Below are 13,752 nucleotides of genomic sequence, written 5' to 3' on the forward strand. Positions count from 1 at the left end.
GAAGGAGTCTGATCCGCTTGCACACACCCTCCCATCCTAACTACGGCTCTCAGGACATCGAGGTCTACGATACAACCGAGCTATATGGCGAGACCGGACGGTTCCGGGTACTGCAATTCTCGGGGGAAGCTGTTCAGGGCGCACTGGATCTGGACCATCCGCGCCGGGTGATCTTCGAGTATCCCCGGGCGATGATTCATCTGATGGAGGCGGGCAATCCGCATTTCGAGCGTGTCTTCCTGATCGGACACGGGATTGGTACAATTGCCGGTTATTTCGCAGAGAAGCAGTTTACGGTGGCTGAGGTGAATGCGAAGGTGGTGGAATACAGCAGAACCCGCTTTGGCTACACGCAGGATAACATCCTGATCGGTGACGGCCGCAGCCTGCTGGAAGCCGCGCCGGAACGCGGCCATGACTACATCCTGCTTGATGCCTTCACCGCTGCCGGGACGCCGCCCCATTTCACTACGCTGGAGTTCTTCCGACTTACCCGTGCCAAGCTGAACGGACACGGCCAGCTCATCATGAATCTGATGGGCCGCAGCGGCAATGACCGTTTCATCAGTGCCATCCATACCACACTCCGTGAAGTGTATCCATATACCAGAACCTTCGCCCTCCCGGCAGAAGGAACCGCCGATCTGCGCAATATCCTCATGACCGCCAGCGCCCGGCCGATCCCTTATCAGTCCCGCCACATGGCCGGCTTCAGCGAGATCACTCCAGGGATCGGTCATGTGATCCGGGACCGGTAGTGCAGCAGGCGTCCAGGTCGATTATATTCTCCAAATTCAGCAAGTGAATAAACTGGCGGTTGTCTTTATAGACGGCATCCAGCACCTCTGGATTCTGGAGAATGTGATCCGGCGCCTCATCCATGTGCTCCCTTGCGAGCAGTTGCACCGCTGACACCTGATCCACCCATATCCCTACCTCCTGTCCCCACACCTCGCAGATCAGAATCCGGGAGCCGGCCGTCTGTTCACCCCAGCCCATTTCGAGCTTGGGCCGTATGTCATAGACCGGGAACAGCAGTCCGCGCAGATTAATCATTCCCAGGATATGAGCCGGCGCGGACACCAGCGAATGAATCTCCGGTACGGGGACAATCTCCTTCATTTGACGGATCGGAATTCCGAAATCCAGCTTCTCCAGCTTGAAGGTGATATATTTCTCACTCTGACCATCCTGATTCCCTGCCGTAACTGTGTTCTCTTGGAGCATTGTATCGTGGGCCGAGCCTGTTTCCCTTGCAATCGAGCCTATATCCAGGATATGGGCCACACGGCCGTCGCCAAGTATGGTTGAGCCTGCGATATAAGATACGTTGCCTATGTAACTTCCCAGTGACTTGATGACAATCTCCTGATTGCCGATCGTCTGATCTACTACCAGACAGACCCGCTTATCCGCGAAGCCGACGATGACAACGAACAGCCGGCCGTTCACCGTATGCTCCCCTTCCTCCACTTGCAGCATATGATGCAGACGGACAAGCGGAAGCACCTGATCGCGGAACTGGCAGACCTCCCGTCCCTGGATGGTAACAATATCCTCCGCCTTCATTCTAAATATTTCAATGACATTAATCAGCGGAATGGCAAAGGTGCTGCTCCCCAGCTTCACCAGCAGGGAGCGGATTATGGCAAGGGTCAACGGGACCTTGATCGTGAATACACTCCCCTGATTAGGAACCGTCTCAATATCTATAACGCCATTTAATTTCTCTATATGTGCTTTGACAATATCCATGCCCACTCCGCGGCCGGATAAATCTGTGACCGTACGGGCTGTTGAGATGCCAGAGCGGAAAATCAGCATCACCAGCTCTTTGTCCGTCATACGCTTCACTTCATCAGTAGTGACGAAGCCTTTACGCACAGCGGCTTCTTTAACCTTGCCGGTATCAATGCCCCTGCCGTCATCGGATACCGTAATCACAATCATGTTCCCTTGATGACTTGCCCGCAGCGTAATGGTCCCTTTCCGCGGCTTGCCCGAAGCTGCACGTTCTTCCGGCGACTCCAGCCCATGGTCCACGGCGTTGCGCAGAATATGGATCAGAGGATCGCTGATCTCCTCAATGAGGCTGCGGTCCAGCTCGGTCTCATTGCCCTCAATGATGAACTCGATCTCCTTGTCCGACTTCTGCGCCAAATCCCGGATCATCCGGGGGAAGCGGCCGAACAGATGCTCCATCGGCAGCATCCGGGTCTTCATCATCCCCTCCTGAAGATCGCTGATGACCATATTCAAATGTCCTGCAATATCATTAAGCAGATGAACATCACTGTTGTTCTTGAACTGCTCGCTTAATCTGGAACGGACACTGTGCAGCCTGGTATTATCTATAATCAGCTCGCCTACCAGATTCAGCAGTCCCTCCAGCCGCTCCACATCCACACGCACAGTCTGGGCCGCATAGCCGTTATTTTTCTGAGCCTCTTTTCCTTCGGTGAAGATGTCGAGGTTTGCTTTTGTAATAGGATCTGTATGTATAATTTCAATCTGTGAGATTTCCTGCAGACAGGCCATCATATCCTGCCGGGACTGCTGCGTAAGCAGAATATATGCAATAGTACCGGAGAACTGCGTATCCCTCTCGAGGGATTCCAGCTCGGGGAAGGTGGCAACCACCTCGCCCGTTTCCCGCAGCTTGGCTTCTACGAGCTTCGCGCGGACATATTTCATCGGCTCCTCAGCAGCAAGCTGAATATGAACCGCCATTGCCGCAGAGCCTTGATCTATAGCTGCCTGGATCTGCTCTTTACGGATATCATCGAAGATAATATCCGGCGCAGCCCCCGCTTCTCCCTGCGCAGGCCTCTCTCCAGCAGGAGCGGGCGAATCGGCTGCTGTCTTCCGCAACTCTTTTAACCGGCGCAACAGCTCTGAGATGTCCCCCTCCTCCAGCGCACCGCTCAGAATGGATTGACGAAGCTCCTTAATGAAATCTACGCAGTCAAAGAAGATGTTCAATAACTCGGAAGTTACGTCCAGCTGTCTGCCCCTGAGCAGCTCCAGCACACTTTCCATCTGATGCGTCAGCCGGTTAAGCTGCTTGAATCCCATGACCGCGGATGAGCCCTTGAGCGTATGTGCGACCCGGAAGATCCTCTGAATAAGGTCATTCTGATATCCTTTGTTCTCCAGCATGAGCAGGGCCTCATCCAAATACCGCAGCTGCTCGTCCATTTCATCCAGAAAAACGCCCAAATATACCCTATTATGAAACTCGTTCATTTCTGTTCTCCTCCCCGCCTTCATGCGTTAGCCTTCACCCGTCACTTAGCAGACGCCCGATGTTCAGAATGCTGATCAGCTCCTCAGCACACATGCCGATCCCGTCCATGTACTGCACTCCCTGCACTTCATGGGACTCCAGAGGAGGTTCCACCTCATGAAAGGAAGCCACCTTCTCTACGGAATCCACCATAATCCCTATGGCCTCCTGCCGATAATGCACCACTGGCATCCGGTGGAGATTCTGCCAGGCCAAACCGCCTGCACAGACTGATCACCGGTATAATTTTGCCGCGTAAATTAATCACGCCCTTAATAAAAGGCTTGCTGTTAGGCACGGCTGTGATAGGCTCCATCTTGATAATCTCATCAATCTCCCGGATAGCGATGGCCAGCTTCTCCTGTACCAGCCGGAAGATGATGTACTGCTCCGTTCGTGCAGCCAGCATGGCTTACTCCCCCTCTACAATCTGAACACCGACACCGAGCTATTCAGTTCATCCGCCAAGGAGGCGAGCATTTGCGAAGAGGAGGCCGTCTCCTCGGCGGCGGCAGCAGACTCCTGGCTTCCAGCCGCAATGGATTCAATCGAGAGCAGCACCCCGTTCGTCTGCGCCGCCTGTTCCTCACAAGCCGCAGCGATGCCTGTAATCTGCTGGGCAGTATCATTGATCCGGCTAACGATATCGTCGATCAGCCGCTCTGTGCGCTCGGACAGGACCGATACGTCACTAACAGCCTGCACACTCAGAACCGTATTCTTCTGCATCACCCGGATGATCAGGGCAATCTGTTTGGTAGCTTCACTGCTCCGTTCAGCCAGCTTGCGGACCTCATCGGCGACAACGGCGAAGCCCCGTCCCTGCTCGCCGGCACGCGCGGCCTCAATCGCTGCATTGAGCGCCAGCAGATTGGTCTGCTCGGCAATCTCATCAATCACTTCGATAATCTCGCCGATCTTCTGGGAATCCTGCTCAAGCAGCTCCATCTTCTCCGACAAATTGCTCATGCCGAGGCCGGATTCTCTGACCGCAGTGCTTCCCTCCTCAGCGCCCTGACGCGTCAGCAGAGACAGCTCCGATGCCTGCTCGGCATTCTTCGCAACCTCATCGATGCCCCGGGTCAGATCCTGAACCAGCTGATTGATATTTTGCGCCGCCTGCGCCTGGGATTGGCTGCCGCTGGCGATTTCTTCTGTCGTTGCCGATATTTCCTCAGAGGAGGCTGCGACACTTTGCGCCGCTTCGACAGTTCCGCCAATCAGCTTGCGCAGGCTGGTAATCATCTCATTGGCTGCTGCGGCCAGCCGTCCGAACTCGTCCCGGTTCCTGATCGCAACCTCCTCCCTGAGGTCACCGCCTGCCATGCGGACCATTGCAGCGAGCAGCTTGGATACCGGACCGACGATGCCCTGCGAGATCACGACACCAAGCACAATGGCTGCAATTGCCGCAATGCTGGAGATGATCAGGATCATCAATCTTCCCGTGGTATAGCTGGCAACCGTAGAGTCGATCCGTTCATCTGCACCTTGGATGACATTACTGACGGCCAGATCGGCGGTATCCTGAGCCTTCTGCAAATCAGGCAGTGCATCGATTAAGACGCCGTAAGCCTGCGTATTCTGATCTTTATCCAGAAGTTCATTGACTTTGGGTACGGATTGGTTATAGTTATCCACGCTCTGCTTAATGATCTCTAACGCAGCCCGTTGATCCGCATTCAGTGCGAGCTCTCCATAGACCTTCATCCGGTCAGCAATCTTGTCCTGATCCGCTTTAATAACTGCCTGAATCTCCGCCTTCACCGAATCATCGGTTTCGAGGATAAGCTTGAACAAGTCACCGCGCAGCTTGTACAGCTCCGTCCGAATCTCGGCAACATTGACGAGCGCGGGAAAGTTGTAGCTCTGCATCTGTACAGAGTTACTGTTCATGCCCGCCATTTTCATAATCGATAGCCCGCTGATAAATATAAGCAACGCTACAATAACCAGAAAGCCTCCCAACAATTTGGTGCGGATGTTTAGTTTCAAATGAAGCACTCCTCAATATGTATTTTGTCGAGCCTACAAAGCTTCCCCTATTATGAATAACGTATGACCTCTGCGCCTATCGCCACTGGTTCCTAAGTTTCGACATAATCTTCCTGTATTCTACAGGCCTTCTTTCCTTTATCAAGTGGAAACGGCTTTGCCGTCCTTTTAAAGGACGGCATTCGTTTCAGCGAGAAATAGAAGGATAATTTATAGCGTGAAACCTATAAATTCTTATATTTGCACAAAAAAAGCAATGTACGCTTACATGCTGCGTAATCATTGCTTTCTTAGAAAATCTGTTTTGCCTGTGGCTTGATACATGTGGGAGATGGCCTGTGATCTGCTATGTACACCGAGCTTTTCATATATTTTGGTGATGTGATTCTTGACAGTATGCGTACTGATAAACAGCCTCTCCGCAATTTGCTTGTTATTGAGGCCCGTCAGCAGACCATCCAGGATATCCCTTTCCCGGGTAGTAAACCGTACGCCCCCCACTTCCTGCGCTGCGACCGGCGAAGGAGCTATCAGTTGTTCAAAGGACCGTATCAGCGGTTCGGCTATGGGTATAGGAAGTGTTTCCTTCCATTGCCTGCCGCCTTGCTCCGTATACTTCGTGAGCATAAGCAAGACCTTCGCCAAGTACAGATGGGAACTTTCTCCTGCATCCTCTTCTCCATTGTAAGCCAACAGGTAATAATGCATATGACGCAGAATGCATACCGCGGGGATGTCACCCAAATATTCACGGAGCAGCCCTATAGGATATGGAGCGAGGAATGCGGCATGGCCGATCCATTCAATCTCCTCAGCAGAGTGATTTAGTGGCTCCAGCAAGTCCTGTGCAAGTCTTTGAATCTCCGCAGCTCTGCTATGCGCTATCGGCTCCTGCGTCAGCAACGTATCCCGCAGCAGCCGCATAATGTCCGCCCTGGAGGGCACAGCGCCAGGCTGCTGCACAAGCAGCTTGGTCACTAGCAGCACATTGGTCATATGAAAAATCGTTTCATATTCCCGCCGCTGCCCCTCATCTCTGAACTGGACCGTGAATAACCCCAGCAGCCTTTGTTCAAATACCATAGGATGCTCTACCAGCTGCCAGCTCTTCCATTCACGCCGGATCGGCTTGTTCAGCAGATTGAACCCCGGTATCCCGTCAGCGAAATAGATCTGTTCAGCATCTTCTGCGTACACGGTGTACAGCTCATTCGGAGCAGAAGAGGAAGAATAGATCCTCAGTCCGGCTTCGTCAGGCGTATGTAATAACAAGCACATGAACGGACTGCCTAGCTGCTGCTGGAAAAACTCAATGAACAGCTGCAGGTAATCCTCCTTATCCTGAGTAACGAGAATCCCTTGGACAATTTCTTTATAGGTATCATGCCTCTTCTTTTGACGTTCATATAGCGCTTCGCTCTCCATATGATACATAGAAGCAGCGAGCTGATGGGCCACCAGCATGCCCATATCCGCCTGCTCCTCCGTCAGCTCCGGGCGGACCGGGTCTCCGGCATACAATAATCCATACAGCTTGTCCTTGTATTTGATGGGATAGCAGATTAACACCTTAGGCCTCACCCCATGGGCAGCAAAAAAAGAAATCCGGAGATCGCGGTCAGCATTCCTCCAGTACCCCATTTGCTTGGAGAGTCCCACCTGTCCCAGAAATCCCTCACCGTAAAAAAAAGAAGCTCCCAGCAGGGAGTTATCCTTAGGCATACCGGTGGTCTCCACCACTGTGAATTGGTCCCCGTCTGCAGCATTCATGGCATAGCCCGCAAATTCCACTCCCAGAATACGCACCACAATGCCCAGTATTCCTTGCAGCCACTCCGGGCTTGCCGGGTCCAGCAGATAAATCAGATTCATAAGCTGCAGGTCATACGCAGAATATTCTCCCCCCTGCTCCCGTTCAAGCAGAGCCTGCACGGTATCAGCCAGTATGTCCAATTGGCTGATAATCCGGGCGACGCCCTCCTGATCCAATACCGGCACCTTATCCAGAGCTTGAATCCAGTCCTCCCATTCCCCGGAGGGAACGGTTTCATGAATCCTTCCGGTAATCAGCTCTTTCGTACAACCGTCCACCCAGACGCCTGTCAGAATATAATAGGGCCTTTGCTTACTGAGCCCGATGGAGGTAACCAGCATTTTCAGCCCGGAGCGGGTCTCATAGACAATAGTTTTCGATACATTCCTGACCTTTTCCAGCAGATTCGCAATTGCATGTTCAGCGGTTGCACAAGGAGAACCGAACAACAGAGATGCCATCTCGGTTAAGCCGGAGGGTTCTGTTATTCGTTTGTCCGCTTGATCGGTAATAATAATTGTCAATCCGCATAATGATGCGTATGCGTCTTGCAAAGACTGCAGATTTCGGCGGAGCTTGTTCTTCATTGCTTATTCCTCGCTTTCCCCTCCAAAATTCGCCATAGCCTCACTGATTCCCTGCTTTTTCTCCCTTTCATTCTACAAACGTAGCATTATAGTCCAAGAATCCAAATACAAAAATGCGCAATTGCGAAAAAATATCACCCGGCCGATTGACAGATATCATTTGGCAAACGCACCCTCGCCAGCAAAATGTGATCGGTTTTTCGATTACATTCCGACCAATCACCCCTCGCCAGCAAAATGTGATCGGTTTTTCGATTACATTCCGTCCAGGTACCCCTCGCCAGCAAAATGTGGTCGGTTTTTCGATTACATTCGGTCCAGGCACCCCTCGCCAGCAAAATGTGATCGGTTTTTCGCATACATTCGGCACACGAACCCTCCTTCTCTCCCCCGCACCAAAAAACACCGGCGCTATATTTCCAGCGCCGGTGCCATATATCCCCTGGCTAAGCAGACGCTTAGCCCTCAGCTCTTACCACTTACTGCCCAGCAGTTCAGCTGCTCAACTGCGACAGAATCTGCGGGTCTTTGATCTTCGTGTCGTCGGCCAGCAGCATGACCTTGGAGAGAACCTCCGCTGTGCGCGGGTCCTCGTCCAGGAACGGCAGGAACAACCGCCCCCGGTGCTGCGAATGCACCGGAATAATGGACAGGGCGCCCGCGGCCTGCTTGTATGCCTGGCCGCTGCCCAGATGCACGGCATACTCGCCGAGCGTACCGTCAATCCGCGCATAATTGCCGTCCAGCCGGACGTTCTCAATCTTCAGCAGCCGCAGCGATTCGCTGACGATGACCCGGCGCATCTCGACGGTCGTCAGGCTCGCTTCCGGATCGACGCCGCCGACATGGGCTACGCTGACGACGAGATCCACATCCCGCATAACCTCCGAGAACAGCACGGGCGGCACCTGATCCAGCGGCACGCCCTTGTAGGTCTTCCGGTCGAAGAACTGCACTGTCTCCAGTGTCGGCGCTTCCGTATCCGCTGGCGAGAACCAATCCGCCATGGCATAGAGCCGGACGATCAGGTTCTCGGCATAGAACACCTTCTGCAGCCCTTCCTCATAGCTGACCGTCCACTGCCGCCCCTTCAGGAGGGCGACTGTCTTGCTCGGCTGCACCTGATGGCCGGCATAACGGCGGGACAGCACGCCCTGGGCCAGCTCATCCTCATTCGGCAGATACAGCTCGCGGAAGACCTGCTTGAACGGCTGGCGGAGCTGACGGTCGAACAGGTCCTTCTGGTACAGGCTCCATTGTCCGCTGCGGTAGAAGTCCAGCGGATGGGCAATCTGCAGCACCGCCCCGGTGTCCAGGGCCTGCCGCTCACCCGCCGGGCTTACCAACGCGCCCTGGTCCGCATCATAATACCCCAGCGCATCGCCGCTCTTCAGCACCAGCTTGCTGATCAGCGGAGCCAGCACCGGATTCCGGCTCAGCCCCGCGATCTCACCCGGCGTGAAGGTGCCGCCGGACGCCATCGACCGCTCCAGCTCAGCGCGGGCGCGGCGGAACTGGCCGGTCAGGTCACTCTTGGCCTCCTTCAGCGCTTCGATCCGCTCATGCTTCTTGAAGCGCGCGGGCACCGACTTCAGCGCCTTGCCCTTGCTGGTCACCACAACATCGCTTTGCCCTTCCTCGTCGATGCTGAGCGAGACATAAGTCTCGTCATCCAGCGCATAAGGCTCGAAGTACGCGGCATAGTCGTCCAGCTTACGAGCTTCCATATCCCAGATCAGGCGGGTGACATCGGCATATCCGGCATTGCGCGCCAGGTTGCCGAGCGCAATCTGCGCCACCGCGCCTTCGCTGGCACGGCGCTGTGCGCCGAACTGCTTGCTCTCCGCCAGGAAGCGCTGGATGAATTCATACCGCCCGCGGATATCCTTCTCCCGGTCTGCCTTCAGCGGAATCAGGCTGTAGCTGAGCAGATGCTCTTTATTCCGCTTCTGCTCTACCGATTCCTTCATCTCTTCCAGGCTCAGCTTGCCGAGCGTAGCATCGGCGAACAGCTGGGAGCGGCGGTGGTTCGCACCGGCGGAGATATATTTGGCACAATCATAGAGCAGCTCAAAGCGTTCCTGGCCAAGCGCTTCATACGCTGATTGGAACCAATTCACATCGAAGGCGCCGTCGTTGAATTCCTGCGGGGTGATCGGCGAATAATGCGCCACCACCGTCTCCTTCTCGGCCGAGAAGCTCTCGTTGATGTGGGCATGGAAGTACCAGGCCCCGCTGCGCAGCCCTTCCCAGCCCAGGTATCCGGCAATGATCTCGATCCACTGCGGGGCGTACATGGCGGCTTCCAGCAGCTTTTGATCGGACAGCTTGTACTCCTGCAGCAAGGTCTTCAGCAGCTCCGCATCATCGCCCTCACGCGGATAACATACCTTCAGCAGATGGCTGAAGGATTCCTTCTTCGTAATATTGTTGCCATAGCCATACACGTACCCGCGCACGAAGGTATCCTTGTTCAGCCCTGACAGGATACGGATACAATACTCCAGGCCCTCTATCCGCTGCAGCCCCATCGTCATGCCGGTCACTTCGGTCGGCAGGTCGCCACGCCCCAGCTCAACCGCCAGCAGACGGTCGATGATCCGTGTACGCAGTGCAACCATCTCTGGACTGTTCTCAATCCAATCGTATCTGCGTGAACTGATCCAACTCATATGGTTGCGTGCATCCGTACTCAGCAGCAGTTCCTTAAGCAGCGTCTCCTCGCGGATGATGCCACCAGTGAAGGCCTCGACATAGTGCTTCAGCCCGATGATGCTGTCCCGCTCTTCGCCGCCGCTGATCCTCTCGAACCGGTAGCAGGTACGGAACATCTCCTTGAACTCCTCCGGTCCCTTCCACAGCTTCTGGACCATATCGATCCACGGATCAGCCAGCACAGACAGGAAAGGCCAGTCCGCCGCAAGCTTCTCTTCCGGGAAGGCAGCCACCAGGGCATTCACCGCACCATTTACCAGCCGGAAGCTCTCCGGGCTCTTGTGGTCGGCACGGAACGCATCCAGCAGCGATTCCACCTGCCATCTGTACTTCAGCTTGTCCACCAGCTTCATCACAGCCTCGAGCTGCTCCAGCGGGTAGATTTTAGCCGCGAACTCCTTACGCCAGCCGGACAGCAGCTTCTGCTTGCTGAGTTCATCGTCATCGATGCCCATCGTATCATAACCGTCATAGTTATCCAGGGTCTCATCCAGCTCTTCCAGGCTCATATAGAAGTTCAGCTCCATCAGATCCCGGGCGCTCCAGCCGCTCTTGTCCCAATATTCAGCCCATACCTCATGCAGCGGGTACTGCCCGAGAACCGATTTGCCACTCTCCTCATCGTTCAATAAGTACCCCTGCAGCGGTCTGAGATTGGTACCGATCAGCAGCGTATCCTTATATCCGCTGTAGTATTCGACCTCATACTCCACATCGCGGTGCTTGTGAACGGTGTTGTCCAGCTCCTTAAGAAACTTCTTGATCTGCTCCAGCGAGAGCTTGAACACCTGATCCCACTCGAATCCGTCCGCTGCCGGCCGCTGAGCCAGCCATTCCTCCGTCTGCTTGGGATCGAACAAGCCGAAGCCGTTCGTCTTGGTATACTCGTTCTTCCGGCTCAGCCTTCCGATCAGCTCACGCTCCTGGTCAGAAGGTTTCACCAGCTCCTCCGCCAGCGGCCGCACCGCTTCGAACAGCGCCTGCCGCTCTTCATCCTCGAACAGCACCGTCATAATCTCAAGTCCCGCCTGCCGCTGCAGGGCATTCTTGCCTTGCACGAGCCTGCGGATGGAGGCCTCCAGCGTTTCCTCCGGCTGATTCAGCAGCATGAGGGTGACGCTCTGGCGCAGCGTGCCGGTCTTGAGCTTCAGCAGCCCTTCCGCCATCAGCAGCTCATCCTCCGCCAGCGTCAGCTCCTGCGCCAGCTTCAGCGCAAGCTCGCGGTTCTTCATGCTTTTGTCGGAGAGGCTGGCGAAGATAAATTCGCGCTGCACCGCATCCCCTGCATCCTGCACGAAGTAGTTCAGCAGCTCCCCGCGCATATCCGGGCTCAGCTTGTCCTTATAGGCAAGCAGTTCATTCACCCAGGCCGGGTCCATATCATAGGAGATCAGATAGAGCATCTTCTGTACCGGCAGATCACGGGTATAGTTAACCTGCACGAAGTCCAGCACCTTGGACGGGCCGCTCTGCTCCCGGCTGGCAGGATTCAGGAAAATGTTCATCAGCAGGCTGAAGTCGCGCTGCCGCTCGCTTTTATCCGCAAGCTGGGGGCTGGTTCTGACCTCGATTCGTGGACCGTTATCCTTCGGCCCTCTCCACATCCGGTCATAATCGTAGTTGTAGTTCATCAGAATCCAGTACAGCAGCTCCGGCTCCTGCCCGTTCAGATGCTGCCGGGCGCTGCGCAGGCGGACCTCCTGGTTCTGGCTGTTCGAGAGCACATACTGGGCTACAATCTTCTGGTACAACTGTCCCTGCTCCATGAGAACGTCAACCTTGCCGATCAGTTCATTCTCCTCATAGACTGCCGTCCCCCACAAGCCCAGGTAGACATGGTTGGCATTCTCACTGGTCAGCCATTCCTCGCGCAGCGCTTCATCCGTCAGCACCTGATAGGCTCCCTCCACCAGTTGCTTCGCCACCCGCTGGTTCTGCGCTTCCAGGCCCATGCCTGTCCATACGCCCAGGGCACGAACCACCGAGCTGTAGCGCACGAGATCATTGTCGAGAATCACCTTCAGCATATAGAGGTTATTCTCAATCGTCCCCTCATCCATCCGCTCGACAATGGACTGCCGCAGCCCCTCCTGCAGACGGGCAGCGACCAGCAGCTCACCTACCATATGCATAGCCGCCTGATTGTGGCTGAGGAATACACCCTTCAGCATACTGTGACTAAGCTGCGCCGCCTGGTTGTCTCCATATACGGCTTCCTTGAGCAGATCCTCCATGCCGCTGCCGCCGCGGTCCAGCTCATAGGCGACTACATCCGGAACAGCCACATCCACACGGTAGGAGGTACTGTAGTCTTTATCCAGATTGCCCTTGAAATATTCCGGCAGCGAGAATTCAACCATCTCCATATAGATCAGAGCATTGATTTTACGAAGAATCTGCAGCCGGTGCGGCTGAACCTCCCGGGTACGGAACGGCCGGCGCAGATACCCTATGGCATAAGGGTACTCCATCGCATGATTAACTATGTAACGGGCAAGCTCAACAGTATGTGTGCTGTACAGCTGCTGCATGACTTGGAACAGAGGCTCCCAGTAACCGGCAAAATCACTCCGGGCAGCGTCTGCACGCGCTTCCAGTATAGCCATGAAGCGGTCCAGCGAATCCTCCCCTTCATGGAGGTAGCGGGTCTTGCTGAACTCTGCCAGCAGAGGTGCAAGCTCTGCGCCTTCCCCTTTGAGCCCCTTCGCTTTACTCTCGATCTCTTCGTACCACTGAGTCTCCCACTCTGCATTTCCGAACTTCATCCTGTCATCTCCCTCACCATAATCTTCCTGCCAGCATCGTGAACCGGATCAGCGTCAGCTCATCGCCCTCTTCGAGCCTCAGCGGCTCATCCAGCGCGGAGCATTCCTCCTCCTGCACGAACACCTTATACAATCCGTCTTCAAAAGCAAGCAGTGCCGCTGCCGTAGCCTGCTCAACCTCAGGCTTCGTCTCACCGTACACTGTGCCGAACCCGACCTTGCCGTTATCGCCCTGCTCCGCAATTTCACTTGCGGTCAGGTAGGGGATCAGCTCCCCCTGCTCCTGGCGCTCCCGCATCGCCTGCACCTGCCCGGCTACAATCTCCGAGATTAGCGCGCGAAGCGTCTGCGGATGGGACGCAAGCAGCAGCTCCTTCCGCTCCAGCACCGCCTTGCGTTTCCCCAGGCTTTTGACGGTTACATACAGCTTCATGGCCTTCCCTCCTTACCTCAATAGCTCTATTCGACAGATTATCTTGTTCATTACCCAATTTTGCAGATATCAACCCGTTCCCCCGGCCGAAAATTCAAATTTGTGCGGATACAGGGCATCCGGTATCTGTACAGCGCTTTTTTTGCTAAAATAGAAGG

The 13,752-nt window shown here is 54.9% G+C and carries 8 protein-coding genes; 1 reads left to right on the forward strand and 7 read right to left on the reverse strand.

Going from position 1 to position 13,752, the window contains the following annotated elements; translation table 11 throughout:
* The first annotated feature begins 17 nt into the window (after window positions 1-17).
* Complete coding sequence (locus tag MKY96_RS24410; RefSeq protein WP_340944050.1) at window positions 18-758, forward strand: spermidine synthase; 741 nt, start codon at window positions 18-20, stop codon at window positions 756-758.
* On the opposite strand, the gene MKY96_RS24415 is transcribed toward MKY96_RS24410, so the two are convergent.
* The 7 genes from MKY96_RS24415 to MKY96_RS24445 form a co-directional block, all read right to left on the reverse strand.
* Window positions 721-3,246 (reverse strand): chemotaxis protein CheW, encoded by a 2,526-nt coding sequence (locus MKY96_RS24415; protein ID WP_340944051.1) that lies wholly within the window; start codon window positions 3,244-3,246, stop codon window positions 721-723. The two genes, MKY96_RS24410 and MKY96_RS24415, sit on opposite strands and share 38 nt — an antisense overlap.
* 34 nt (window positions 3,247-3,280) lie before the next feature.
* Entirely contained in the window at window positions 3,281-3,439 is a 159-nt protein-coding gene (locus MKY96_RS24420) for a hypothetical protein (protein ID WP_340944053.1), read from the reverse strand.
* A complete protein-coding gene (locus MKY96_RS24425) occupies window positions 3,402-3,695 on the reverse strand; it encodes a chemotaxis protein CheW (protein WP_340944055.1) in 294 nt (97 codons plus the stop codon). The genes MKY96_RS24420 and MKY96_RS24425 overlap by 38 nt, the downstream gene beginning before the upstream one ends.
* A gap of 14 nt (window positions 3,696-3,709) precedes the next feature.
* The gene (locus MKY96_RS24430) at window positions 3,710-5,281 is read right to left on the reverse strand and encodes a methyl-accepting chemotaxis protein (protein ID WP_340944057.1); all 1,572 of its coding nucleotides are present in this window, start codon (window positions 5,279-5,281) and stop codon (window positions 3,710-3,712) included.
* Window positions 5,282-5,560: 279 nt separating this feature from the next.
* Window positions 5,561-7,681: a LuxR C-terminal-related transcriptional regulator gene (locus MKY96_RS24435; protein ID WP_340944060.1), complete on the reverse strand. Its 2,121-nt coding sequence runs from the start codon at window positions 7,679-7,681 to the stop codon at window positions 5,561-5,563.
* A gap of 494 nt (window positions 7,682-8,175) precedes the next feature.
* Entirely contained in the window at window positions 8,176-13,161 is a 4,986-nt protein-coding gene (locus MKY96_RS24440) for a DUF4132 domain-containing protein (protein ID WP_340944061.1), read from the reverse strand.
* Window positions 13,162-13,174: 13 nt separating this feature from the next.
* A complete protein-coding gene (locus tag MKY96_RS24445; RefSeq protein WP_340944062.1) occupies window positions 13,175-13,594 on the reverse strand; it encodes a hypothetical protein in 420 nt (139 codons plus the stop codon).
* Window positions 13,595-13,752 lie beyond the last annotated feature (158 nt).

The organism is Paenibacillus sp. FSL R7-0302 (assembly GCF_038006885.1).
Classification (GTDB): Bacteria; Bacillota; Bacilli; order Paenibacillales; family Paenibacillaceae; genus Paenibacillus_AQ.

Excerpts from the sequence above, each read along its gene's own strand:
- MKY96_RS24415 (WP_340944051.1), bottom strand. The coding sequence starts at position 3,246 with ATGAACGAGTTTCATAATAGGGTATATTTGGGCGTTTTTCTGGATGAA.
- MKY96_RS24420 (WP_340944053.1), bottom strand. The coding sequence starts at position 3,439 with ATGGTGGATTCCGTAGAGAAGGTGGCTTCCTTTCATGAGGTGGAACCT.
- MKY96_RS24425 (WP_340944055.1), bottom strand. The coding sequence starts at position 3,695 with ATGCTGGCTGCACGAACGGAGCAGTACATCATCTTCCGGCTGGTACAG.
- MKY96_RS24435 (WP_340944060.1), bottom strand. The coding sequence starts at position 7,681 with ATGAAGAACAAGCTCCGCCGAAATCTGCAGTCTTTGCAAGACGCATAC.
- MKY96_RS24440 (WP_340944061.1), bottom strand. The coding sequence starts at position 13,161 with ATGAAGTTCGGAAATGCAGAGTGGGAGACTCAGTGGTACGAAGAGATC.
- MKY96_RS24445 (WP_340944062.1), bottom strand. The coding sequence starts at position 13,594 with ATGAAGCTGTATGTAACCGTCAAAAGCCTGGGGAAACGCAAGGCGGTG.